The 24804-nt window shown below is 41.3% G+C and carries 20 protein-coding genes and 2 pseudogenes; 12 read left to right on the forward strand and 10 right to left on the reverse strand.

All coding sequences use genetic code 11. From position 1 onward, the window contains the following. Positions 1 to 238: 238 nt before the first annotated feature. Positions 239 to 631: a hypothetical protein gene (locus tag A3GI_RS0106305; RefSeq protein WP_018360623.1), complete on the reverse strand. Its 393-nt coding sequence runs from the start codon at positions 629 to 631 to the stop codon at positions 239 to 241. Beyond that, complete coding sequence (locus A3GI_RS0106310; protein WP_018360624.1) at positions 615 to 1172, reverse strand: RNA polymerase sigma factor; 558 nt, start codon at positions 1170 to 1172, stop codon at positions 615 to 617. The genes A3GI_RS0106305 and A3GI_RS0106310 overlap by 17 nt, the downstream gene beginning before the upstream one ends. A 110-nt stretch (positions 1173 to 1282) precedes the next feature. On the opposite strand from A3GI_RS0106310, the pseudogene A3GI_RS11745 reads away from it, so the two are divergent. Beyond that, positions 1283 to 2045 (forward strand): annotated as a pseudogene (locus tag A3GI_RS11745) (phage integrase SAM-like domain-containing protein); the annotation flags it as partial. An 8-nt stretch (positions 2046 to 2053) separates the two neighbouring features. Here the strand turns inward: A3GI_RS11745 and A3GI_RS11980 are convergent. Both A3GI_RS11980 and A3GI_RS0106325 read right to left on the reverse strand, forming a co-directional pair. Beyond that, positions 2054 to 2128 (reverse strand): annotated as a pseudogene (locus tag A3GI_RS11980) (GNAT family N-acetyltransferase); the annotation flags it as partial. 16 nt (positions 2129 to 2144) lie between these two features. Next, entirely contained in the window at positions 2145 to 3446 is a 1302-nt protein-coding gene (locus A3GI_RS0106325) for a S41 family peptidase (protein ID WP_018360625.1), read from the reverse strand. A gap of 648 nt (positions 3447 to 4094) precedes the next feature. Here A3GI_RS0106325 and A3GI_RS0106335 point away from each other — a divergent pair. The 10 genes from A3GI_RS0106335 to A3GI_RS0106385 all read left to right on the forward strand — a co-directional run bounded on the left by A3GI_RS0106335 (position 4095) and on the right by A3GI_RS0106385 (position 19283). Next, the gene (locus tag A3GI_RS0106335; protein WP_018360626.1) at positions 4095 to 6602 is read left to right on the forward strand and encodes a ribonucleoside-diphosphate reductase subunit alpha; all 2508 of its coding nucleotides are present in this window, start codon (positions 4095 to 4097) and stop codon (positions 6600 to 6602) included. Positions 6603 to 6608: 6 nt separating this feature from the next. Then, positions 6609 to 7652: a ribonucleotide-diphosphate reductase subunit beta gene (locus A3GI_RS0106340; RefSeq protein ID WP_018360627.1), complete on the forward strand. Its 1044-nt coding sequence runs from the start codon at positions 6609 to 6611 to the stop codon at positions 7650 to 7652. 129 nt (positions 7653 to 7781) lie between these two features. Further along, entirely contained in the window at positions 7782 to 8465 is a 684-nt protein-coding gene (gene clpP / locus A3GI_RS0106345) for an ATP-dependent Clp endopeptidase proteolytic subunit ClpP (RefSeq protein WP_018360628.1), read from the forward strand. Further along, a complete protein-coding gene (gene clpX, locus A3GI_RS0106350; RefSeq protein ID WP_018360629.1) occupies positions 8455 to 9684 on the forward strand; it encodes an ATP-dependent Clp protease ATP-binding subunit ClpX in 1230 nt (409 codons plus the stop codon). The genes clpP and clpX overlap by 11 nt, the downstream gene beginning before the upstream one ends. A 19-nt stretch (positions 9685 to 9703) precedes the next feature. Continuing rightward, positions 9704 to 11902, forward strand: a complete 2199-nt coding sequence (gene recQ / locus A3GI_RS0106355) for a DNA helicase RecQ (RefSeq protein WP_018360630.1) — start codon at positions 9704 to 9706, stop codon at positions 11900 to 11902. Positions 11903 to 11933: 31 nt separating this feature from the next. Further along, the gene (locus A3GI_RS0106360) at positions 11934 to 13304 is read left to right on the forward strand and encodes a peptidylprolyl isomerase (RefSeq protein ID WP_018360631.1); all 1371 of its coding nucleotides are present in this window, start codon (positions 11934 to 11936) and stop codon (positions 13302 to 13304) included. A 7-nt stretch (positions 13305 to 13311) separates the two neighbouring features. Continuing rightward, positions 13312 to 15462: an OstA-like protein gene (locus A3GI_RS10775; RefSeq protein WP_018360632.1), complete on the forward strand. Its 2151-nt coding sequence runs from the start codon at positions 13312 to 13314 to the stop codon at positions 15460 to 15462. 295 nt (positions 15463 to 15757) lie between these two features. Continuing rightward, positions 15758 to 17608: a DNA mismatch repair endonuclease MutL gene (mutL, locus tag A3GI_RS0106375; RefSeq protein WP_018360634.1), complete on the forward strand. Its 1851-nt coding sequence runs from the start codon at positions 15758 to 15760 to the stop codon at positions 17606 to 17608. A 193-nt stretch (positions 17609 to 17801) separates the two neighbouring features. Continuing rightward, positions 17802 to 18254, forward strand: a complete 453-nt coding sequence (locus A3GI_RS0106380) for an NfeD family protein (protein ID WP_018360635.1) — start codon at positions 17802 to 17804, stop codon at positions 18252 to 18254. Positions 18255 to 18284: 30 nt separating this feature from the next. Continuing rightward, positions 18285 to 19283 carry an SPFH domain-containing protein gene (locus A3GI_RS0106385; protein ID WP_018360636.1) on the forward strand — a complete coding sequence of 333 codons (999 nt, stop codon included), beginning with the start codon at positions 18285 to 18287 and terminating at the stop codon, positions 19281 to 19283. A gap of 82 nt (positions 19284 to 19365) precedes the next feature. Here A3GI_RS0106385 and A3GI_RS0106390 read toward each other — a convergent pair whose 3' ends face one another. From A3GI_RS0106390 to mce, 6 genes are read right to left on the reverse strand one after another with little or no spacing between them, the layout of a single operon-like run. Next, positions 19366 to 20523, reverse strand: a complete 1158-nt coding sequence (locus A3GI_RS0106390; protein WP_018360637.1) for a sodium ion-translocating decarboxylase subunit beta — start codon at positions 20521 to 20523, stop codon at positions 19366 to 19368. Between the two features lie 3 nt (positions 20524 to 20526). Beyond that, on the reverse strand, positions 20527 to 20964 hold the full coding sequence (locus tag A3GI_RS0106395) for an acetyl-CoA carboxylase biotin carboxyl carrier protein (protein WP_018360638.1): 438 nt from the start codon (positions 20962 to 20964) through the stop codon (positions 20527 to 20529). A 23-nt stretch (positions 20965 to 20987) separates the two neighbouring features. Further along, on the reverse strand, positions 20988 to 21161 hold the full coding sequence (locus A3GI_RS11635) for a hypothetical protein (protein ID WP_018360639.1): 174 nt from the start codon (positions 21159 to 21161) through the stop codon (positions 20988 to 20990). Positions 21162 to 21174: 13 nt separating this feature from the next. Beyond that, positions 21175 to 22092, reverse strand: coding sequence for an OadG family transporter subunit (locus A3GI_RS0106405; protein ID WP_018360640.1), 918 nt, complete (start codon positions 22090 to 22092; stop codon positions 21175 to 21177). A 30-nt stretch (positions 22093 to 22122) separates the two neighbouring features. Continuing rightward, positions 22123 to 23676, reverse strand: a complete 1554-nt coding sequence (locus A3GI_RS0106410) for an acyl-CoA carboxylase subunit beta (protein ID WP_018360641.1) — start codon at positions 23674 to 23676, stop codon at positions 22123 to 22125. A 23-nt stretch (positions 23677 to 23699) separates the two neighbouring features. Then, positions 23700 to 24113, reverse strand: a complete 414-nt coding sequence (mce, locus tag A3GI_RS0106415) for a methylmalonyl-CoA epimerase (protein ID WP_018360642.1) — start codon at positions 24111 to 24113, stop codon at positions 23700 to 23702. Positions 24114 to 24616: 503 nt separating this feature from the next. Here mce and A3GI_RS11450 point away from each other — a divergent pair. Continuing rightward, positions 24617 to 24804, forward strand: a 188-nt coding sequence (locus A3GI_RS11450; RefSeq protein ID WP_154647829.1) for a DUF4372 domain-containing protein, incomplete at its 3' end; no start/stop codon positions are given.

The raw sequence follows: 24804 nt of genomic DNA on the forward strand, positions 1-24804 counted from the left end.
AGGCGCACAGGGTCATTGGCATCAATATCTTGACCAAGTTCTGCAGGAAATAGCAGGATGGGGTCGGATATGTAAGGACGAAAGTGTAACTTTGTATTCATTAAGTAATTGATATTTGCTAAGTTACTCAAACTTAGTGAACGAACGAAGCCCTAGCTTGTGAAAGTTGGGGCTTTGTCGTTGGATGAGGAATAAAAAAAGGAGGCTGCCCCAAAAATGAATTTTGACACAGCCCCTTTCAGCTCTTATTTTTCTTTTTTATACGATGTGTCAGGTACAAGTCCAATGTCAGATAGAAGAAAAAAACAAACGGAACGATGTAAAACAGTCCGCTGTCGGGCAGGGAAATTCTGAAAAGGGATTCATCTGCCGGTTTATTCATTATAAAAGCATAATAGATGGAAATCCCTACCAAGGCAAGCCCAAACAGTGAGGTTAGCCCAAGCAGAATGAATGCCACGGTTTTGCTGCGTTTTTTTTGACGGGTATCGGCTTCTCGTATGCTCTCCATGATTCTTTCGGTGAAGAGCGTGCCGTTTTCCTGCAGAGGCAGTTTAGAAAAAAGCCGGGAGAGCATCGGGTCTTGGAGTTGCTCTTCCGTCGGCAGTTGGGTCTTATTCTTTTTCGTCATAGTTGCTCATTTCTTTTTTTAGTCTGCCACGAAGGCGATAAAGCCTGATTTTGACGTTGGATGTGCTTTGTCCCGTGATGCGACTGATTTCCGAAATACTTTTGTTTTCTGAATAATAGAGCATTAACAGGGTCTGTTCCCGGGGATCAAGTTTTTTCAGTGCCCACCGGAGAGCTTCCGGTGACTGTGTGGAGGGTGTGGTGTCTTCTTCCTCTTTTATATTTATCAGAGAGTCATCTAACGGTATTTCTGCAAATTTAGCTTTGTTTTTTCGATACCGGCTTATTGCATTGTTGTAGGCAATACGGTAAAGCCATGTGGAGAAACTGCTGTTGCCATGAAACGATTTTATTTGTAAATATGCTTTTACCATCACTTCCTGCACCATATCCTCTGCATCGAGTCTGTCATCGACCAGAGGTAAGAGCCAATTGAGAAGCCTGTTATTGTATCGAGCCACCAATAAACCAAACGCCTCCGTGTCTCCTTCTATGACACGCATTATACAAGCTTCATCACTCAATATATCCGATTTATTCATGGCCTAAAATCTGCACATTTTATTCTATAGACGCATAGTTTGTCATATGGTTACACAGGGAGAGATTCTTTTCTATTGAATATAAATGTAATCTTTCGGTTTTTTACGTGTCAATCCTTTGCCGTATCACCATAGACGGAGCAAACGCAGTGATAGCCACAGGCAAAAGCACAACTCCCCACGATTGAAGCATGAAGCGAGGGGAAACAACGGATAAGAAGAACAACCAACGCCTGCAAATCTTTCGGGAGGAAATAGAACAAGGGTATAATACCTTGCTCTACAAGTACGGAGCAGTAAGTGCCGAACTTCTGAAGAACCACCTGCAAGGTATCGGGCGAAATCCGACAACACTTCTTGCGCTTAGTACAGAAGAACTCAAAGCCCAACGGGAAAGGAAGAGTAAGGGAACGTATAGCAACAATCGAAGTTCCGATAAGTATCTCAATTCCTTTGTGACGTGGTGAGGAAGATATTCCCCTAATGGCTCTCACGATGGATTTCTTTGATGATAATCGTCTCTATCTGAAGAAGGAGGGCTACGCCCCTGCAACGATAAACAGGTATTTGTGCTGGTTGAGTCGGCTGCTGTATCGAGCCGTCGGTGAGGGAACAATACGCTTCAATCCGTTTGAAGAGGTGAAGTATGAAGTCGTGGAGAGCAAACCTCGTTTCTTAAGCAAGGGCGATGTGGCAAAGCTCTTGGCATTTCCATTACAGGATGAAGGGGCAGAACTAAGCTGAAGAATATTTCTCTTCTCCGTCTTTAGGGATTTGACATTTGCCGACTTGCAGAGCTTGCGAACTTCGCAAATCGAAACGAACAGCGAGAGAAAGCTATATATCCGCAAGGCAAGACAGAAGACTGAAGTCCATTTTGCATCGACATAAAACCCTTGTTTTTCAAAGAATGGTTTTGCCGTAATGCTAACCTCAGATATGAGTATTTTTACTCCTAAGTATTCTTTTACTTTATTTTTTATTATTCTGAATTTGTCGCAATGCTTCTTCTATAATACAATCTTTTTCTTTTAAAAAGATGTCTATATTTTCTTTTACTTCTATATCCGGCTTTATGCCTATACCGATAAACTTATTACCATCCACATCCCACTCTTTTTTAGTGCAAATTTTGGCATAAATTCCACATCCAAGATTTATATTGATGGGATTTCCGGTGCTACCACCTGTTGGCATCCCAATGATTTTTCCTCTTTTAATTCCACGAAAGCTAACGCAGAAATTTTCAGCTGATGAGAATGTTACAGCATTGACCAATAGCATAATGGGTTTTGTATAAACATCTTCTTTATTCATCGGTTTCAAGGCATCAGGTGTTTCCATAAACCATTCTTGAGGATACCCCCAAGAACCATGTGCAGCAATATACATACGGCTGCTCCAATTGCCCATCTTTATAGGGGTTTCGGATAAATGGCGAATAATATAATCAGCATTACTGGAGTTTCCACCCATATTATCTCTTATATCGATAATTAAAGCGTCTGTTTCCTTAATTTTTTGATACAAGGCATCAAACTCCTTTTGGAAATTATTGCCCATAAAAGAGTTAATTTTCAATAATCCGATTTTCCCTTCCAATGTTTTGTAATCAAATATAGAATTAGCTGCTATATCCCATTTCACATTTCGGTGGCTTTCTATGGTGAAAGTTCGACCCTTTTGATTTTTGAAAGTAATTTTAGACACTTTCGAACCTTTATCTTTTGTCAATTCAAATCCAGCATAAGGAGAATAATCCAACCACTGTGGGGTGGATGAAGAGATATAAGGACGTTTATAGCGATTAACATATGCCAAAACGTCCATCCCATCTATTTTGATAATTTCGCATCCTGTTTGAACGCCTTGCCTTTGGAAATCTGTACTTAGGACTGTTGTCACAAAAACGTGATTATCTATTCGTTTAGTTTTAAAAGGAAAAGGTCTTATCCAATCTAAACTATTATCCGAGTTATCCTCATATATATACGTGTGTCCATCCGCCAATCGTGTGCACAAACGTTGCAACTCACGAACATATTCATCTTTAGATTGGGTCGCTAAAAGCGAAGGAAGTGTATTCATACATAAGCTATCCCAATCAAAAGTCAAATCATTATAGAATACATAGTTATACTTTACCTCTGTACAGAATTTGGACAAAATATAGGCTTTCTCACCATCTGTCAAATTCTTTGGATTTTGTTGTGCATGCAAATTCATACCACACAAAACGGGGAAACACAAGAGTAGTAGATAAATTCTTTTCATTCTAAACATGTTTTTATTCTTAATCTTAATAGAAATGTTATTCTCTGTATGTTCAGGTTAGTTGTAAGCCCAATATTTAACGAGTAAAGTTGTAATGACAAATTCATTACAAACAACCTTGGATATTCCATTAACTTCCCTGATTTCTGTTTTCTCTACTACCATAAACTTTACTTTTATGTTTTAAGTCAACAACGCAAATGTACTTGATTTATTGCGAAAAGACTCCGAGTGATTGCGAGATTGCTCGGTATCTTTTGGGAGACCATTCGGCAGGTTCTTTCTATATGGTTGCCAAAACTGACGTGTACTGAAAAAAGTCTGCCTGATGGTTGAAAATTCTTCAGGCAAAGAAAAAAAATCCAAGTTAACTTCGTTGAAAATCCGTAGCGCAAAGAATTTTCAACCATCAGGCAGAGAATTTTCATATTTGTTTTAAGAGAAAACCGGTAAGGTGTATATTCTCTTATTTGTTGAATTTTAGATAGATAACTTTCGATGAGAAATTTTTCCTTTCGTTAATTTGAAAAGTCAAAAACATAAAAGCATTTATACGTGTTTTTAAGTAGTAAAAAACAAATCTTACGGGCCGGTATGTCACATGGTGCATGTTCTGTATGTTTTTGAGATTTTTCTAAATACCACTATATGAAGATTATTAAACGAAACTTCGAGATTGAAGATTTTACCTTCGATAAGATAAAGAATGCAATCAACCGGGCTTTCTCGGCTTGCAATGAAACGATATCTGACGACTCTTTGAATCGTATCTGCAGCAATCTCTGGGCACAGATTGAGGGTGGAAGCTCTGTGAGTGTGGAAGCCGTACAGGATATGGTGGAGAATCAGTTGATGATGATGGGGTATTTCAAGGTAGCCAAAGCTTATATCCTGTATCGTGACAAGCGAAGCGAGTATCGTGAGACCATTACACGCTTCCGCCAAACGGTAGTCGATGAAGAGATTATCGGTTTGCTTAAAGTTATGCAGGCCACATATACAGACCGGTTATACAGTCTCGATTTGCTCTTTGTCAAGTATCAGTCTTTCTTCAAAGAGAATATTGATGTTTTGGATACGTTAATCAAAGCATCGGTGGAACTTATTACTCCGGAAGCTCCGGATTGGGAGTTTATTTCTGCCCGTTTGCTTTTGTTGAAAATCGAACGAACCATTCGTGATCGGGAACAGAGCCTGAATATCAAAAGTTTTTATGAAAAGATACGTTACCTTACGGCCGAGAACTTGTACGGCCGGTATATTTTGGATGAATATACGGGGGCCCAAGTTGCTGAACTGGAAGATTATATCAATAATAACAGGAATAATCTTCTCACATACAGCAGCTTACATTTAATCAGCAAACGGTACCTGATTACCGACCTTAACCATCGGGTACTGGAGCGTCCGCAGGAAATGTTTATGGGTATTGCCATGCATCTGGCTATTCCGGAAAAAGAGCATAAGGTACTATGGGCAAAACGCATATACGATATACTCAGTTCTTTGAAAGTAACCATGGCTACGCCCACCATGAGCAATGCCCGAAAACCGCTGAGTCAGTTATCCAGCTGTTTTGAAGATGTTATGCCGGACAGTCTGGTGGGTATTTACCGTACTATTAACAATTTTGCCCAAGTTTCCAAGTTTGGTGGCGGTATGGGTATTTATATGGGAAAAGTTCGGGCTGTGGGTTCGGATATCAGAGGCTTCAAAGGTGTGGCCGGAGGCGTGTTGAAATGGATAAAACTTTGTAATGATACGGCTATTGCCGTGGATCAACTGGGAGTGAGGCAAGGCTCTGTGGCTATTTATTTGGATATTTGGCATAAAGACATGCCGGAGTTTTTACAGCTCCGTACAAACAACGGAGACGATCGGATGAAAGCGCATGATGTTTTTCCGGGGATATGTGTACCCGATTTTTTTTGGCGCATGGCACAGCATGACATCGATGGTACATGGTATATGATGTGTCCGCATGAAATAGAAGTAGCCAAAGGTTATTGTCTGGAGGATTATTATGGAGAAGATTGGGAAAAACGCTATCGGGATTGTTTACAGGACAGCCGTATCGCAAAGCGTGCCATTAAAGTCAAAGACCTGATTCGTCTGATTATAAAATCTGCCGTTGAAACCGGTACACCGTTTATTTTTAACCGGGATACCGTAAACCGGATGAACCCCAATAAACATCAGGGAATTATTTATTGCTCCAATCTGTGTACTGAAATCGCACAAAATCAGAAAGCCATACGGACAAAGCAAACTGTCGTAAAGATTGAAAACGGGCAGGATGTGGTCGTGGAAGAAACTTTTCCGGGAGACTTTGTCGTATGCAACCTGGCTTCATTGGTTTTGGGAAATCTTGAGGTCGAAAACGATGAAGAAATTCAACATGTCATTCATACTGCAGTTCGTGCTTTGGACAATGTTATCGACTTGAATTTCTATCCTATTCCTTATGCCGAAATTACCAATCGGCGCATGCGTCCCATAGGCCTTGGTGCAAGCGGTTATCATCATTTGTTGGCCAAACGGGGTATCAAATGGGAAAGTCAGGAACATTTGTCTTTTATGGATGAAGTTTTTGAGAAAATCAATTACTATGCGATAGAAGCATCTTGTCAACTGGCCGTGGAAAAGGGTGTTTATTCTTATTTTGAGGGTAGCGACTGGCAGAATGGGAATTATTTCTCCACAAGAAACTATACGGATTCTAAATGGCAAACTCTTGCGGGCAAGGTGGCACAGAACGGGCTTAGAAACGGTTATCTGCTTGCCATAGCACCTACCAGCTCGACTTCGATCATTGCCGGAACCACGGCCGGAACGGATCCCGTTATGAACAGATATTTTTTGGAAGAGAAGAAAGGGAGCATCGTGCCTCGTGTGGCGCCCCAGCTTTCGGATACGACATTCTGGCTCTATAAGACGGCACATCAAGTCGATCAAAAATGGATCGTGGATGCTGCTTCCGTACGCCAGCGGCATTTGGATCAATCCCAATCCGTGAACTTATTCATAGACCAGAGTTTTACTTTTAGAGGAGTTTTGCAGCTCTACCTGAGAGCGTGGGAAAAGGGGGTGAAAACGCTTTACTATATAAGAAGCAGATCTTTGGAAGTAGAAGAATGTGAAACTTGTTCAGCATAAGAAAAAATGGAAGATTTGAAAAAGAAAGCTCTTTTTAATGAAAAAGGAGATGTAGACGTTAATAAACGCCGCCTGATAAATGGCAATACAACCAATTTGAATGATTTTAACAACATGAAATATGGTTGGGCTTCGAATTGGTATCGTCAGGCTATGAATAACTTCTGGATACCCGAAGAGATCAATATGAGTCAGGATATAAAAGATTACCGTAATCTTTCTGAACATGAAAAAACGGCTTACGACAAAATTTTATCCTTTTTGATTTTTTTGGACAGTATTCAAACAGCCAATCTTCCTTATGTGGGCGAGTACATAACGGCCAATGAAGTAAATCTCTGTTTGACAATACAGGCTTTTCAGGAGGCCGTGCACTCGCAGTCTTACAGTTATATGCTTGATACGATTTGCTCTCCTGAAGAGCGTATATCCATTTTATATCAGTGGAAAGATGATGAACATCTGCTCAGGCGCAATAAATTCATCGGCGATATTTACAATGAGTTTCAGACTCGAAAAACACCCGGGCAGTTATTGAAAACGATGATTGCAAATTATATTCTCGAAGGTGTTTATTTCTATTCCGGTTTTATGTTTTTCTACAATTTGGGACGCAATGGCAAGATGCCGGGTTCCGTTCAGGAAATCAGGTATATCAATCGGGATGAGAATACCCATTTGTGGCTTTTCAGGTCGATGATCATGGAGTTGCAGAAAGAGCAACCGGAGTTGTTTACTGAAGAGAATATAGCCCTGTACAAATCTATGATAAAGGAAGGGGCAGAACAGGAAATAGCTTGGGGCGAGTATGTGTTGGGAGACGATATAGAGGGATTGAATAAACAGATGGTTTCAGACTATATCCGCTACCTTGCCAACTTGAGATCGGAAAATATCGGTTTCGGTCCTGTTTACGAAGGTTTCAGCGAAGAACCTGAAAGTATGAAATGGGTATCGCAATACAGCAATGCCAATCTCATCAAAACAGACTTTTTTGAAGCCAAACCCAGTGCCTATGCAAAGTCTACGGCTATTGAAGATGACTTGTAATATAAACTGCAGATTCAATATTTCAGGATCTCTTTTCCCAAAGTCCACGTAAATAATTATTTTTGTTTGGATACATGAGTTTTTGATGTATCCAAACTTCTTTTTTATACACTATTATTAAGAAAAATGATGAAGAATGATTTTGAGAAATTTGCCGTAGGGCATCTGGGCCTGAACCGTATGGCTCTTAACGATTATATTACGGCGCAGGCGAGCGGCTATATTTCTCCGACGATTATTGAGGAAAGACAATTAAATATTGCCCAGATGGATGTTTTCTCCAGATTGATGATGGATAGAATTATCTTTTTGGGGGCGCAAATCGATGATTATACGGCTAATGTCATACAGGCTCAATTGTTATATCTTGATAACAGTGACCCCGGAAAAGATATATCTATTTACATCAATTCTCCCGGTGGCTCGGTTTATGCAGGTTTGGGAATATATGATACCATGCAGTTTATCGGTTGTGACATCAGTACGATATGTACGGGTATGGCTGCTTCCATGGCCAGCGTGTTGCTTGTTGCCGGTGCTAAAGGCAAGCGGTTTGCCCTTCCTCATTCGCGTGTGATGATACACCAGCCGATGGGTGGTATGCAGGGACAGGCCAGCGACCTTGAAATAGCGGCTAAACAGATACTGAAGGTTAAACAGGAATTGTATCACATTATCTCCGACCATAGCGGCAAAACCGTAGAGCAGGTGGAAAAAGACAGCGATCGCGATCACTGGATGACTGCGCAAGATGCTTTGGAGTATGGAATGATTGATAAAATCTTGATTCGCAATAAAGAAAATGGCCAATAAAAAGACCCCCTCAAAGTATTGTAATTTTTGCGGACGTTCACAATCCGAAACCGGCCCGTTGATTGAGGGTTTCGATGCATTGATTTGTATGGACTGCATTCAGAATGCAGGGGAAATAGTCAAAGAAGTACTTGGCGATACGGATAAGGGAAAAGATAGCTCTCTTGGCTTCGGTATGGATAGTATACCGAAGCCGATGGAGATAAAGTCGCATCTGGATAAATATGTCGTAGGTCAGGATGAGGCTAAGAAGTATATGAGTGTTGCCGTATACAATCACTACAAACGTCTTATGCAGGGTGATGATACGAATGACGTTGAGATAGAGAAAAGCAACATCGTGATGCTCGGCCCCACCGGAACGGGGAAAACTTTGATGGCCAAAACCATAGCCCGCATGCTGAAAGTGCCTTTTACTATCGTAGATGCAACGGTATTGACACAGGCGGGATACGTTGGGGAAGACATCGAAAGCATTTTGACCCGTTTGCTGCAAGTTGCAGACTATGACACGAAAAGTGCAGAAAAGGGTATCGTTTTTATTGATGAGATAGACAAGATAGCCCGAAAAAGTGACAATCCTTCCATTACCCGTGATGTGAGTGGTGAAGGTGTGCAGCAGGGGCTTTTGAAACTTCTGGAAGGTTCGGTTGTTAACGTGCCCCCACAGGGAGGACGTAAACATCCTGAGCAGAAAATGATACCGGTCAATACAAAGGATATACTTTTTATTTGCGCCGGAGCGTTTGATGGAATAGAACGGAAGATAGCCCGTCGTCTTAATACACGGGTTGTGGGATATACGCAGGGATTGAATAATAAGGTTATAGATCGGGATAATCTGCTTCAATATGTTACGGCTCAAGATCTGAAAGCATTTGGAATGATTCCTGAAATAATAGGACGTTTACCTATTATTACTTATCTTCATCCTTTAGATCGTTCTACATTATTACGTATATTGACAGAACCCAAAAATTCTATCATAAAGCAATATATCAAACTGTTTGAAATGGATGGTATTAAGCTTAAGTTTGAAGACGAAGCTTTGGGATATATCGTAGATATGGCTATGGAGCAAAAAATAGGCGCCCGTGGTTTGCGCTCGATTGTCGAAAGTATAATGATCGGTCCGATGTTTGAGCTGCCTTCGTGCAATGATAATAAGTTTACCATTACACGGGAGTTTGCCGAGAAGCAATACAGACTGATTAAGTAAGAAAAAGAGAAAGGCGGATATGGACAGTACAAAGTTACATAAGGCTCTCAAGGAGTTCTTTGGATTCGATTCCTTTAAGGGAAACCAAGAATCGATTATCAGGGAAGTGCTGGCCGGTAAGGATACTTTTGTGCTGATGCCTACGGGTGGCGGTAAGAGCATGTGCTACCAATTGCCTGCTCTTCTGATGCCCGGAACGGCTGTGATTATATCTCCATTGATTGCCTTAATGAAAAACCAGGTGGATTCCATAAGGGGGTATTGCGAGAAAGATGCAGTGGCGCATTTTATGAACTCCTCTTTGAATAAAACCCAATTGGAGCAGGTGAGAAATGATGTGCGTCTGGGCAAAACAAAAATGCTGTATGTGGCTCCCGAATCGTTGACAAAACAGGAAAATATAGATTTCCTTCGTTCTATAGATATTTCTTTTTATGCCATAGATGAGGCTCACTGTATTTCTGAGTGGGGGCATGATTTTCGGCCTGAATACAGGCGGATAAGACCTATTATAAATGAAATAGGCCCTAAACCGTTGATTGCTCTTACTGCTACCGCAACCCCCAAAGTTCAGCATGATATACAGAAAACGCTGTCGATGGACCGGGCTTCTGTTTTCAAGAGTTCTTTTAACCGTGAAAATCTTTATTATGAAGTTCGACCTAAAAATGATGACGTCGATAAGGATATTGTCAAATTTATTTTGAATAATCCGCATAAAAGTGGCATTGTCTATTGTATGAGTCGCAGTAAGGTTACTACCTTTGCGCAGGTACTCCAGGCCAATGGTATTAAGGCCTGTGCCTATCATGCCGGATTGGACCCGAAAGAGCGAGCCGAAAATCAGGATGCTTTTTTGCAGGAAAGAATAGATGTCATTGTGGCCACTATCGCTTTTGGCATGGGTATAGACAAGCCTGATGTACGTTATGTGATACATTATGATATGCCTAAGAGTTTAGAAGGGTATTATCAGGAGACCGGCAGAGCCGGACGTGATGGAGGTGAAGGCAAATGTATTGCATACTACAGACGCGAAGACCTGGAAAAACTTGAAAAGTTTATGAAAAATAAACCTGTTTCCGAACAGGAGATAGGTAAACAACTTTTGTATGAAACTGCGGCTTATGCAGAAACTGCAGCATGCAGGAGAGTCTTCTTGCTGAATTATTTTGGTGAGAAGTGTGATTTTGAAGAATGTAAACATTGTGATAATTGTTTGAACCCTAAGAAGAAGGTGGAAGCAAAAAATCTTTTATTAAACGTCTTAGACGTAGTAGACTCATTAAAGGAGAAATTTCAGTCGGAATATGTGGTTGCCATATTGATGGGAGCGACCAACGCTGATGTACAATCTTTTGATCACGAACAGTTGGAGTGCTTCGGGATAGGAAAAGACCAGGATGAAGACTTGTGGAATGCTGTGATTCAGCAGGCTGTTGTTGGTGGTTATTTGGAAAAGGATGTAGAAACGTATGGTGTATTGAAACTGACGGCTAAAGGAAAAAAGTTTATGAAAAAGCCGGTCAGTTTTAAGGTTGCATACGATGATGACAGCAGCGACAGCGAAGAGGTCGATGACGAACAGGCTCGTTCATCCGGTAGTGGGGGCGGTGCCGGTGGTGCAGTAGACCCGGTTCTCTTTTCTATGATGAAAGATTTGAGAAAGAGAATGGGAGCACAGCAAAATGTGCCACCGTATGTCATCTTTCAGGATTCTTCTTTGGAGGCGATGGCTACTTTTTATCCGGTTACGCTGGAAGAACTGCAAAATATTCCCGGTGTGGGAAAAGGTAAGGCAAAACGTTATGGCGATAAGTTTATAGAGTTAATCAAAAGGCATGTCGAGGACAACGAAATCGACCGTCCTGAAGATTTGCGCGTGAGGACTCTGCCCGATAAATCCAAGGTGAAGGTGAATATCATCCAACAGATAGATAGAAAAGTGGCGCTTGACGATATTGCTGTTAGCAATGGATTGGAGTTTGATGAATTGCTGGATGAAATCGAAGCTATTGTTTATTCCGGTATGAAAATCAACATTTCCTACTTCATTGAAGAAGCAATGGATGAAGACCATATCGAGGATATATACGACTATTTCATGGAAGCTTCTTCCGATAGCCTTACGGATGCCACGGCCGAATTGGGTAATGAGTATTCCGAAGAGGAGATACGTTTGATACGTATTAAATTCCTGTCCGAACTGGCCAATTAATCGATACTAAAAACAAATTAACAGGGAAAAGATGAAAAGAATTTTGTATTCTGCGTTTATGCTATTTATATCGCTTGTAAGCTCCCACACGGTAAATGCTCAAAGGAATATCGCGGATGAGGTGGTTTGGATGGTAGGAGATGAGCCGATTCTGAAATCCGATATAGAGTTCCAGAAACTCCGTATGAAGAGTAGCGGAATGCAGATTAAAGGAAATCCCGATTGTTTTATTCCGGAGCAGATAGCCGTACAGAAACTGTTTCTTAATCAAGCTAAGATCGACAGTATCGAAGTTGATGACAAGATGGTCAATATCTATGTGGAGCGTTGGATAGAAGATGTTATTAACCAGGTCGGTTCCAAGCAAAAACTTGAGGAATATTTCAATAAAAATCTGTCCCAGATACGCGAGGATGAAAGGCGTGAGGCGAAAAACGGTGAAATAGTACGTATGATGCAGCAAAAAATAGCTGAAAACGTACGTGTAAGCCCATCTGAGATCAGGCGTTATTACAGGGATATACCGCAGGATAGTTTACCTTATATCCCGACAACGGTTGAGGTACAGGTAATAAAATTGAGACCCACGATTGCTCTTTCGGAAATAGACGCCATCAAGAAAAAATTGAGAGGTTGGTCTGAAGAGGTTAATACGGGGAAACGCGACTTTTCTACTATTGCTCGGTTATACTCCGATGATAAGCGCACGGCTATGCAGGGCGGTGAATACGGTTTCGTTTCCCGTGCCGCTTTGGATGAAAAGTTTGCATCTGTTGTTTTCAATATGAGTGATAAAAAGAGAGTATCCCCTATTATTGAAACGGATGAAGGCTTTTTCATTGCTCAACTTGTTGAGAAGAAAGGTGATTTGATTAATTTCAGGCAGATACTTTTGCGTCCGCATATTGCAGAAACAGCCCTTGTTGCGGCTGAAAACCGTTTGGACTCTATTCGTACGCTGATTGTCGATGAAAAAATGAAATTCGGAGAGGCTTCTTTGCTTTTCTCCGATGATGACAATACCCGCAATAATAGCGGTTTGATGGTAAATACCAATAGAGAAAGCTCTTTCTACAGTTCTTCTAATTTCAAAATGGAGGAACTGCCACAGGAAATCAGCCGTGAAGTCGACAAACTTAAAGTCGATGAAATCTCAAAGCCTTTCAGGATGACCAACGATAAAGGACTGGAAGAAGTGGCTTTTGTAAAATTGAAATTCAGAACAGAAGGGCATAAAGCCGATTTGAACAGAGATTTTAGAACGATAAAGAATATGGCTTTGGCCGATAAACGTGAAAAAGTTCTGGATGAATGGGTGAGAGAGAAGCAAAAGGATACTTATATTTTTATCAATGAACAGTATCGTAATTGTAATTTCAAATATCCTGATTGGGTACACTGAATAATCTATGCGCATTCCGAATAAGCATCGATTTATATATGTTGCTCTGCTCCTGCTTATTATAGGGTTCTACATTAAGCTCAGTGCTCAGTTCATGGCGGAGGTCTATGGCAGGCCTGCCGCTTTTATCTATAATACGACGCCGGACACAGTCTCGCCTGCCGATAAGGAGAAAAAGCGTATCATCCTCGAGCATGCAGACCGGGTTACATACAACCGGGCTTATAATGATGTGCAGCGTCTTATCGGTAATGTGCGTCTAAGACATGAGGATGCGGTAATGAACTGCGACAGTGCATATCTGAATGAGCAGAATCAGAGTTTCGAGGCTTTTGGTAATGTGCATATGGTACAAGGCGATACGGTAAACCTGTATGGCAGTTATCTTTATTATGATGGCGTAGAGAAGATCGCCAAAATGAGAAAAAACGTTCGTCTTGAAGATAAAACATCCGTGCTTTATACCGATAGTCTGGACTATGATAGAGTTGCAAATCTTGCATATTATTTTGACGGAGGAACGATTGTCGATTCTTTGAACACGTTGTCTTCAGACTATGGCCAATATGATCCGCAAACCGATGATGCCGAATTCCAGTATAATGTTAAGCTTGAGAATGAGAGATATACGCTGACTACAGAGCATCTTTTTTATAATACGAAAAGCCAGATAAGCATATTCGATGGACCGACCACAGTGGTTTCGGATGATAACCGGATTATTTCTACCAGAGGAGTGTATGATTCAAAAAACGAGAAAGCTTATTTGCTGGATCGCAGTGAAGTTTATTCCGGCAGTAAAAAATTGGTGGGAGATTCGATTTTTTATGATCAACAGATTCGCTACGGTGAGGCTTTTGGCAATATGATTATTTCCGACAGTGTCCGGAAGGCCGATTTACATGGCGATTATGGTTTTTTTGATGAAACGAAGAATTATGCCTTTGCTACGTCTCGGGCTTATATAAAAGAATATTCCGGTAAAGATCCGATTTATATGGGAGCGGACACATTGGAGTTCATTACCATAGACACCCTGTCTGCACGTTTGCTTTTTACTCCCCCCCTGAGCGTAGAAGATGTTGTACAGGCAAAAGATTCCACTACAGCCTCGAAATCGAAAGCCGTTTCCGATTCGTCGGAAGGAGAGGGTGATAGGGAGCAGATAGCAATACCCGATGAGTTTTACACATCTAACCTTGAGTATCATTTAATTTCGGACAGTCTTCCTAAAGTAAAAGAAGACTCTGTTTGCCGCATTATTAAGGCTTATCCCAATGTTAAAATATTCAAGCAAGATGTACAGGCTGTATGCGGTTATGCACAGATGGTTTCCATAGATTCGGTTATAAACTTGAGGAGGTCTCCTGTAATGTGGAGTGAGAATAATCAGGTCAAGGGCGATTCTATAAATTTCTTTTTGAAAGGAGAAAAACTGGATCACGTGGATGTTTATGAGAATGTATTCGTTACAGAAAAAATAGGGAGCGATATGTATAATCAGATACGGGCTCCGTATATGATGGCGATTATTGAGGATAGTGTTATCAGGGAATTGCGGGCTTATATGGATGTAATGTCCATAAGATATGCACAACAAGAAAACTCCGGTAAATTCTTTGGTCTGAACAGGGTGAAAAGTACATCCATGTTTGTCTACTTTGAGAACTCCAAATTAGAAAAGGTCTTTTTAGGAGGACCGGGAGAAGGAAAATTCTTTCCTATTCATATGGCCCAGTCGGACGAGGTAAGGAAACTTGAAGGTTTCAACTGGTCTGATGATATTCGCCCGAAAAACTCTGAAGAAGTAATTCCTAAAACACCATTGAATATTGTTCCCAATGGTACAAAAATGGATCTTTTGACTATTGCATCCACCTTTAGTGGAAAAGAAGCAATAGACAAAGCGTATAAGCCCTTTAAAATTTCAGCAGATAGTTTACAGGAAAAGTCTTCCCCGGTTACAGAACATTTGCAGGATACCGTCGTGATGCATAATTATCTGTTGAAACAAACCAAAGAAATCCTTAAGCCGGAGCCTAAGGATAGACTAAAAGAAATAATATTTACCCCATGGTACAACATTTTTATAACCAAAGGCGACCGAGACAATTCGACCACAAGCCCATATATTGGGATCCTGAAAAAGAAAGGTTAGAAAAACGTATACAAAAGGTTAGAAAAGAATTGGAAGCCGCGGGGGAGATCGAAGCAGACGAGTCCTCTGTGGACAATCTGTCCAATTCTTCTAAAAAGAAACCAATTGAATATTCCACAGACCATATAAAAGGCTCTTTTCTGGATGGAACTTCACATCTGAGACGCCAAAAAGAGAGAGGTATCGGGAGGTACGAACGGCAAAAGAAAAACATTAAATTGATTATCATATTAATTGGGTTGGCAGTTCTCGCCTGGATACTTTTTTTTAGAGAAAACAGCTTCCTTGCATAGCTATGAGCGATATTATTCATCTTTTACCTGACAGTATTGCCAATCAGATAGCAGCCGGAGAAGTTATCCAGCGTCCGGCCTCTGTAGTCAAGGAGTTATTGGAAAATTCCGTGGATGCGGGAGCCCGTAACATACGTCTTGATGTACAACAGGCAGGAAGAGAATCCATACGGGTAACCGATGATGGTAAAGGAATGAGTCCCAATGATGCTCGAATGGCCTTTGAGCGTCATGCCACATCTAAGATTTCAAGTGTCGAGGGTCTGTATACCCTTACTACAATGGGATTTAGAGGAGAAGCTCTGGCTTCTATCGCTGCAGTGGCGCAGGTGGAACTTCTTACACGAACGGTATCTGAAGAGCTTGGTACTTCTTTGAGCATATCCGGAAGCACGGTGCTTAATGTCAGTGCAACCACATCCCCTGTGGGTACTATTTTGACGGTAAAAAATCTTTTCTTCAATGTGCCGGCAAGACGAAAATTTCTGAAAACGAATGAAACGGAGTTTCGTCATATAATGATCGAATTTGAGCGGGTGGCATTGATAAATCCGAATATAACGTTTGCACTATATCACAATAACAATTTAGTGCTCGAGTTACCGGCTACTTCGCAGAAAACTCGCATTCTGAATATATTGGGCAAGAAGTTCGATAAAGAATTGCTTCCCATATCGATGGAGAGTCCACTGGCAGATATTTCCGGTTTTGTGGGGCGTCCGGAAGGGGCAAAGAAAAAGGGTGGGGCACAGTACTTTTTTGTCAATGGCCGGTATATGCGTCATCCTTATTTTCATAAGGCGGTTATGACTGCATATGAGCAATTGATACCCGTGGGTTGTATTCCGAATTATATTATTTTCTTCAATATCGATCCGTCATATATTGATGTGAATATTCATCCCACCAAAACTGAGATTAAATTTTCGGATGAGCGTGCACTCTTTCAATTATTGATCAGCACCATTCGAGAGGCTTTAGGCTCTTCAGTGGCTATACCTTCCATCGATTTTGAGCGTTCGCATATTATCGATATGCCCATTTATCCCGGACGATTGGAAGAGTTGCCTGATAAACCCAAAGTATCCTTGAATCCGGATTATAATCCATTCGGTAAAAATGAAGCGGTTTCTTCGGTAAAGAATAAGTCCTCTTATCTGAAGAGAAAAGCCAATATGCCTGATTTGGATTGGGCTGAACTCATGGAACAGTTCAAAAGTGACAGTAAAAAGGAAGGGAAAGAGACTTCTTCCTTGTTTCCTCTTACACAGGCTGATACTGTCGAGAAAGCTAAAAACGTACTGAGCTTTGTTTATAAGGATCGATACATCATAACAGCTTTAAGTACGGGGCTTGCTCTTGTCGATTATCACAGGGCACATGTCAGAGTTCTGTATGAACAGTTTCTCAGTGATTCGGCTAATGGTCGTATAGAGCAGCAACAGTTGCTTTTTCCCGAGGTAATCGAATTCGAGCCTAAAAATATTGAGATTGCAGAACATGTTTTAGAGGAGATGAGTGGATTGGGATTCGAGTTTTCTCCTTTAGGAAACGGCTCCTTTTCTATTTTAGCCGCTCCTTCTTTGGCTGTGACCGATGCAGCAGATCTGGTTTTTGACATTGTTGAGACAAATATTGCTTTGGGCAAGACCGGATCAGAACAGTTGATAGATTTGATAGCCGGCAGGTTGGCCGAACATATTGCCATGCCCTATGGCTCTGCTCTCAGTACAGAGGATGCAGACCTGTTATTAGCTCGGCTTTTTGCAACCAGAGAGCCTAACTATACTCCGGGAGGTAAGATTATTATTTCGATTGTCGATGCAGATGACATCGATAAGCGTTTCGATTGAAATACTATCATATTATCTTTTAGTTTAAATGGCCGGTCGAGATTGACCGGCTTTTTGTTGCTTTTACAAGTGAAAATTATTCTTTTTTGTTCTCTCTGTTTTACTTGTAGTGTATTGATATATTTATTGTGTATATTTGATATAAAGAGATGATAATTGACTAATAATCTAATTTTTTCTCATATAAAAAAGTATGGATTCTTTAAGCTTGCTTTCCAGTTGGCAGTTTTGGCTTATCGGCGGATTGGTTTTGTTTATTCTTGAGCTCTTCACTCCAGGCTTTTTATTAGCATGTTTTGGCGTTTCGGCCATTATTGCAGTGATACCCACATTGTTTGGGTTTCATCCCGTTTGGGCAATCCTGACTTTTGCGGTGTGTAGTGTTTTGAGTTTATGGTTGTTGAGACCTTTGATGTTGCGTTTGAGCAAACGCCCGGAAGTGGCAACCAATACTCGAGCTTTAATCGGGCGTAAAGTTAAAGTGGTCGAAGTTATTGATCCCGAAACCGACAAAGGTCTTGTAAAGGTCGATGGTGATATTTGGATGGCAAAAACATTGGGTAATGAAAAAGAAATCTTACCGATAGGAACCGATGTTATCATTGTCGACCAAAAGAGTCTCGTTTTATATGTTCGTAAAGCATAAAAATTGAAAATAATAATAATGAATTAAATTATGAATTCAGTTATGATTATGATTATTGTAGTAGCTGTTCTGGCTATTGCAATTGTGGTAAATGGGCTTATGATTGTCCAACAGTCTCAAACTGTTATTATCGAACGATTGGGAAAGTACTACCGGACATTAAACTCCGGGGTTAATGTCATTATCCCTTTCATAGACCGTCCCCGTCCGATGAAATGGCGTTATACTGTGGCAGCGAACAATGGAGAGACTTATGCCAGATTTACAGAAGTTTCCCGTATCGATTTGCGTGAAACGGTCTATGATTTTGCTCGCCAGAGTGTGATTACACGAGATAATGTGGTAACGGAAATCAATGCCATTCTGTACTTTCAGATTGTAGACCCTATTTCTGCTATTTATGAAATTTCCAATCTTCCCGATGCAATAGAAAAGTTGACACAGACAAGTTTGAGAAATGTGATCGGAGAAATGGATTTGGACCAGACTCTCACCAGTCGTGATACGATCAACAGTAAGTTGCGTACTATTCTGGATGAAGCTACCAATAAATGGGGGGTTAAGGTAAACCGGGTAGAATTGCAGGATATCAACCCTCCTCGGGATATACGTGATGCGATGGAAAAGCAGATGCGTGCCGAGCGTGATAAACGTGCACAAATTTTACAGGCGGAAGGACAAAAAGAATCGCTTATACGAGAATCTGAAGGTAAGATGCAAGAGTCTATCAATCATGCTGAAGGTGAGCGTCAGGCTCAGATATTAAGAGCCAAGGCACAGGCCGAAGCTAAGATTCTGGTAGCCGAAGCTGAAGCCACGGCCATCAATCATATTTCAAATGCAGTCAAAGATACCGGAGCGAGTCCCACACAGTATCTTATCGCCATGAAGTATTTACAAACATTAGAGAAAATGACGAATGGAAAAGATAATAAGACCGTGTTCTTACCTTATGAAGCCAGTGGTATATTGAGTGCCTTGGGTGGTATTAAGGAAGTTTCCAAATTTACTGAAGCCGGTCGGTTGTAGTTTAATCTATAAAAACAGTTAGCCCCATAAATCGCTAAGATTTATGGGGCTAACTGTTTTTATGTGATTGAATTCTCTATTTCTATCCTAAGAAGCCTAACAGGATACCGGCTGCTACCGCAGAGCCGATTACTCCGGCAACATTGGGACCCATGGCATGCATAAGTAGATAGTTTGTCGGGTCGTATTTCAGACCTACGACTTGTGAGATACGTGCAGAGTCCGGTACGGCAGATACTCCGGCGTTTCCGATCAACGGATTTATTTTGTTGCCTTTCTTCAAGAAAAGATTTATTATTTTAACGAAAAGTACGCCAAAAATAGTTGCAACTACGAAAGAGAATGCACCCAACATGAAAATCTTAATAGAACTCAATGTCAGGAATTGGGTAGCCTGTGTAGATGCTCCCACGGTTATTCCCAATAAAATAGTAATTACATCAATCAACGGTCCTCTTGCAGTTTCTGCCAGACGTCTGGTAACTCCGCTTTCTTTGAGCAGATTGCCAAAGAAAAGCATACCGAGAAGAGGCAAACCCGATGGAACGAAGAATGTGGTCATCAATAAGCCGGCTATAGGGAATATAATTTTTTCCGACTGAGATACCACACGTGGCGGTTTCATGCGAATTACTCTTTCTTTACTCGTAGTAAGCATTTTCATGAATGGCGGTTGGATAATCGGAACCAGTGCCATATATGAGTATGCAGAGACAGCAATGGCACCCATGAGGTGAGGTGCTAATTTTGATGAGAGGAAAATAGCTGTAGGACCATCTGCTCCCCCGATGATACCGATTGCCCCGGCTTCATTCGGCTGGAATCCTAATGACAGAGCAACCATGTAAGCAGCAAAAATACCCATTTGGGCAGCAGCTCCGATGAGGATTAACTTTGGATTGGATATGAGAGCTGAAAAGTCTGTCATAGCCCCGATCCCGAGGAATATTAATGGGGGATACCAACCTTGTCTTACCCCCTGGTATAAGATATTCAGAACCGACCCTTCTTCATAAAGACCTATTTGCAAACCGGCATCTTTGAAAGGAATATTGCCTATAAGCATACCAAAGCCGATCGGAATAAGCAACATCGGCTCGAATTCGTATTTTACAGCCAAATAAATAAATATAATGCCCACCAGGATCATTGCGAGATGACCTGGCTGGGCATTTGCAAAGCCGGTATATGAGAGGAAAATCTGTAAGTTTTCCAGTAAAAAACTACCGAAACCGTTCATTTTTTATCCAATTATGACAATATCAGAACCTTCTAATATGGAGTCGCCTTTTTTAACTTTGATTTCAAGAATTTTGCCTTCTCGGTCTGCATTAATGGTGTTCTCCATCTTCATTGCTTCCAGTATAGCCACAGGTTGACCTGCCTTTACCTGATCTCCCACATTTACTTTAATGTCCAGAATAACACCGGGAAGGGGGCTTTTTACACCAGATCCGGCAGAGCTAGAGGTTTGAGCCGGAGCTTCTGCAACGGTTGTTTTGGAGGAAGTCGGAGCAGCAGGTTTCGGGGCTGTTTTTACCGCAGGTTTGGCCTTTGGCTCTTGCATCAATTCTACTTCATAAGCCTTTCCGTTTACTTCAACTTCGGCTTTCGTATCATCCATATTATTGATCTGCACTTTATATTCGGTGCCATTGATCTTGTACTTGTATTCTTTCATGTTTCCTATGAGTTTATTTGTTTTTAAAAGCGATCCGGTTGTTGACGCATGGTTTGAATTTTCAAATTCCAGTTAGACGGCTGTTGACGTTTGAAAGTCAATTTGAAAGATTCGTAATCATGCTCTTCGTATTGTGCCTGATAAAGGGCTAAACCGATTGCTATGTGAACCTCAGAAATATTGTTGTCGAGTTTCATATCATCTTGATTTTTAGTATCCCGCTTTATATTGTGGGCTTGGTCTCATAATCTGACTCTTCGAGCTCCAGCCTGAATGCGTGTTTCGGTTGTTTGCAAAAGTCAACACGTAGCTTTCAAGGTCATGTACATTTTCAGTTTCTTCATACAGAGCCAAGGCGATAGCCACTTGTACCTCTTCCGGTATTTCTCCTGTTTGAAGAGTTGTGGAAGAAGCAGTAGTATCGGCTTTGATTTTGCTCTTTTTTGAAGGTCTGTTTGAAAACGAACCGATGAGTTTGAAGAAATAGCTCATCAGCAAGAGTCCCAGAAAAACCACAGAGATTGCCGTGATAGTCATGATACCGCCGGACGGATCTCTTTCTTTCAGTCTGTCGATTTTTTCATTCGAGTCCAACGTCACATTATTCGTGCTTGGCGTTACTTTTTCCGACAAAATCCAATCCTTTGCACCGTCGACTTGACGGGCATACGATTTGTCCGCACCCATATCGGCCGGTATGGTAACACTGTCGATAATAGTCTTACCGTCGGCATCTATCAATGCAATAAAATTTTCGGAACCTGTAGAAAGCTCGAAGTTTAAATGAAAAGTACCTCTGTCTTTATTGCCGTCGGCAAAGAAAACGATGTGCTGTTTGGGGGGAATGACTGTCTGAACATCACCTTTCGGAATTCTGTATTTTGTCAGATTCTTAGGGTCGTTTGTCAGATAACAACCTCTGATGTCAACCGTTCCTGAAGAAGTGTTGAACAATTCGATCCATGAACTGTGGTTGCCATATTGATCAATGAAGTTGTTTTCATTTTCCACCAACACTTCGTTGATGCGCATCGACGTTGCCTTCTGTGCCTTGAGGGGCACAAAAGACAAGATCATGGTCACAGACGTCAGTATCGCAGAGTAAATAAATGCTTTTGTAATCTTCATTTGTGTAAGAATATGATTCAAGCAGATTGATTACAACGGTATATTGTCGTGTTTTTTAGCAGGAATAGTTTGTTTTTTGGTACGCAATTGCTCAAGAGCACGGATAATGCGGAAGCGAGTATTGCGCGGTTCGATAACGTCGTCCATATAGCCATAAGAAGCCGCGTTATACGGGTTGGCAAATGCTCTGCGGTATTCTTCTTCTTTTTCCATGGCTGCTTTTGCCGGATCTTCGGATGCTGCCACTTCTTTAGCAAAGATTACTTCTACCGCACCGCTCGGACCCATCACTGCAATTTCAGCAGAGGGCCATGCATAGTTGACATCTGAACGCAGGTGCTTGGATCCCATAACGATATAGGCGCCACCGTAAGATTTACGTAGTGTTACGGTTATTTTGGGCACAGTAGCTTCACCGTATGCGTAGAGCAGTTTTGCTCCATGTACGATAACGCCGTTGTATTCCTGACCTGTACCCGGTAAGAATCCCGGTACGTCAACCAATGTAACGATAGGAATATTGAAAGCATCGCAGAAACGCACGAAGCGGGCTCCTTTACGGGAAGCGTTGCTGTCCAGACAGCCTGCCATCTGCATCGGCTGATTGGCGATGATACCTACGCTCTGGCCGTTGAAACGGGCAAAACCCACGATGATGTTTTTTGCGTAGTCTGCATGTATTTCAAGGAATTCTCCGTTATCGACGATTGTGCCGATAACATCGTACATATTATATGCACGGTTGGGTTCATCCGGAATAATTTCGTTCAGGAAGTCATCGGTACGGTCGATGGGGTCTTTACATTCTACAAAAGGAGCGTCTTCCATGTTGTTTTGCGGGATGAAGCTAATCAGATGACGAATCAGTCTCAGACCGTCTTCCTCACTATCCACAGCAAAGTGGGCAACACCGCTCTTGGATGCGTGAACACTGGCTCCACCGAGTTGTTCTTGAGATACATCTTCTCCTGTAACCGTTTTAACAACTTTCGGACCGGTTAAGAACATATAGCTCGTGCCTTTAACCATAATGTTAAAGTCTGTAAGTGCAGGTGAGTAAACCGCTCCACCGGCACAAGGGCCGAAGATGGCTGAAATCTGAGGTACTACACCCGATGCCAAAATATTATTTTCGAAGATGTTTCCATAACCGCAAAGGGCGTTCACACCTTCTTGAATACGAGCACCTCCGGAGTCATTCAGACCGATAATGGGAGCTCCCATCTTCATGGCCAACTCCATAACTTTACAGATTTTGCTGGCCATCATTTCAGATAAAGCACCGCCAAATACCGTAAAGTCTTGAGCGAAAATGTATACAAGACGACCGTCGATGGTACCGGAGCCGGTTACAACACCGTCACCCATGAATTTGGTTTTGTCAATACCGAAATTTGAAGAACGGTGAACCACGAAAGTATCTATTTCTTCAAAGCTGCCTTCGTCAAGTAATATATTGATACGTTCGCGGGCTGTAAATTTCCCTTTTCCATGCTGTGCGTCAATGCGTTTTTGACCGCCTCCCAGATGAGCTTCTTCACGAAGCTTAATGAGTTCCTTAATTTTTTCTAATTGAATACTCATAATCTTAATTTATGGTTGTTGATTTATTGTTTGTCTTTACAATCACAAAGCTCTGTGAGTACGCCTAAAGTGCTTTTCGGATGCAAGAAGCCGATATTCAGGCCTTCGGCGCCTTTTCTGGGAGCTTTGTCTATCAGACGAACACCTTTTTCTTCCATTTCTTTCAGTGCTTCGCCCGTATCTGCCACTGCAAATGCAATGTGGTGTATCCCTTCGCCTCGTTTCTCAATAAATTTTGCGATGGTACTTTCTTCGCTTGTCGGCTCTAAAAGTTCGATTTTAGTTTGACCGATTTTGAAAAAAGCGGTTTTAACTTTCTGGTCTGCTACTTCTTCTATGTTGTAGCATTTTAATCCCAAAATTTCTTCGTAGTAGGGAAGAGACTCCTGAATACTTTTGACTGCAATGCCCAAGTGTTCGATGTGTGATAAATTCATAGCTGTTGTTTATTTAATTGATAAAACATCTGTTTGTGCACTTTCTCACAAAATTAAAAAAATAAGTCCTTAAGTTGTTATAATTATTGAAAAAATTAGACATTTCGTTGTTTACTGCACGTTATTCTCGCTATTTTGAAACAAATAGCGGATCAATAAAAGAGTTGAATCGTCGTGTTATGTTCAGGTAATTTCGCTATAAGCGACTTCTAATGAAACAGTTACAATGATCTTTGTGTATTCTGTGCCCATTTGTGTGTTTTTCTTTTCATTACAATGACTTGTTTGAGGGGATGTTAAGAGGACTCAAAAAAGAACCGGAAATTTCTGCCTGACGGATAAAAATCCGTAGCGCTACGGATTTTCAACGAAGTTAACTTGGATTTTTTTTTATTGGTGTCCGATAAAAATTTTTGAAGTAATAAATTAAGGGCTGGCTCCTGTATCAGGAAGTCAGCCCTCTTTTCGTTACTTTGTTGTCGCCAAACCAATGCAAGGTAACGATGAGTAAAAGTAAGCATTTCTTCGGACAGCCCATCTATAGTCAGCTGCTCCACCTCTTAGACAAGTCTCAAGTCCTCCAACATAGCCGAACACACACAGGAGAAAGGTACATCAAGCGTTTCGATGCCTGGACCCATCTGGTTGTCATGCTTTACGCCGTAATAAGACGTTTCGACTCCTTGCGAGA

It is taken from the genome of Porphyromonas macacae DSM 20710 = JCM 13914 (genome assembly GCF_000379945.1).
Taxonomy (GTDB): domain Bacteria; phylum Bacteroidota; class Bacteroidia; order Bacteroidales; family Porphyromonadaceae; genus Porphyromonas; species Porphyromonas macacae.

What these genes read in the sequence shown, in the direction of transcription:
- A3GI_RS0106305 (WP_018360623.1), bottom strand. Translation starts at nt 631, where the DNA reads ATGACGAAAAAGAATAAGACCCAACTGCCGACGGAAGAGCAACTCCAA.
- A3GI_RS0106310 (WP_018360624.1), bottom strand. Translation starts at nt 1,172, where the DNA reads ATGAATAAATCGGATATATTGAGTGATGAAGCTTGTATAATGCGTGTC.
- A3GI_RS0106325 (WP_018360625.1), bottom strand. Translation starts at nt 3,446, where the DNA reads ATGAAAAGAATTTATCTACTACTCTTGTGTTTCCCCGTTTTGTGTGGT.
- A3GI_RS0106335 (WP_018360626.1), top strand. Translation starts at nt 4,095, where the DNA reads ATGAAGATTATTAAACGAAACTTCGAGATTGAAGATTTTACCTTCGAT.
- A3GI_RS0106340 (WP_018360627.1), top strand. Translation starts at nt 6,609, where the DNA reads ATGGAAGATTTGAAAAAGAAAGCTCTTTTTAATGAAAAAGGAGATGTA.
- clpP (WP_018360628.1), top strand. Translation starts at nt 7,782, where the DNA reads ATGAAGAATGATTTTGAGAAATTTGCCGTAGGGCATCTGGGCCTGAAC.
- clpX (WP_018360629.1), top strand. Translation starts at nt 8,455, where the DNA reads ATGGCCAATAAAAAGACCCCCTCAAAGTATTGTAATTTTTGCGGACGT.
- recQ (WP_018360630.1), top strand. Translation starts at nt 9,704, where the DNA reads ATGGACAGTACAAAGTTACATAAGGCTCTCAAGGAGTTCTTTGGATTC.
- A3GI_RS0106360 (WP_018360631.1), top strand. Translation starts at nt 11,934, where the DNA reads ATGAAAAGAATTTTGTATTCTGCGTTTATGCTATTTATATCGCTTGTA.
- A3GI_RS10775 (WP_018360632.1), top strand. Translation starts at nt 13,312, where the DNA reads ATGCGCATTCCGAATAAGCATCGATTTATATATGTTGCTCTGCTCCTG.
- mutL (WP_018360634.1), top strand. Translation starts at nt 15,758, where the DNA reads ATGAGCGATATTATTCATCTTTTACCTGACAGTATTGCCAATCAGATA.
- A3GI_RS0106380 (WP_018360635.1), top strand. Translation starts at nt 17,802, where the DNA reads ATGGATTCTTTAAGCTTGCTTTCCAGTTGGCAGTTTTGGCTTATCGGC.
- A3GI_RS0106385 (WP_018360636.1), top strand. Translation starts at nt 18,285, where the DNA reads ATGAATTCAGTTATGATTATGATTATTGTAGTAGCTGTTCTGGCTATT.
- A3GI_RS0106390 (WP_018360637.1), bottom strand. Translation starts at nt 20,523, where the DNA reads ATGAACGGTTTCGGTAGTTTTTTACTGGAAAACTTACAGATTTTCCTC.
- A3GI_RS0106395 (WP_018360638.1), bottom strand. Translation starts at nt 20,964, where the DNA reads ATGAAAGAATACAAGTACAAGATCAATGGCACCGAATATAAAGTGCAG.
- A3GI_RS11635 (WP_018360639.1), bottom strand. Translation starts at nt 21,161, where the DNA reads ATGAAACTCGACAACAATATTTCTGAGGTTCACATAGCAATCGGTTTA.
- A3GI_RS0106405 (WP_018360640.1), bottom strand. Translation starts at nt 22,092, where the DNA reads ATGAAGATTACAAAAGCATTTATTTACTCTGCGATACTGACGTCTGTG.
- A3GI_RS0106410 (WP_018360641.1), bottom strand. Translation starts at nt 23,676, where the DNA reads ATGAGTATTCAATTAGAAAAAATTAAGGAACTCATTAAGCTTCGTGAA.
- mce (WP_018360642.1), bottom strand. Translation starts at nt 24,113, where the DNA reads ATGAATTTATCACACATCGAACACTTGGGCATTGCAGTCAAAAGTATT.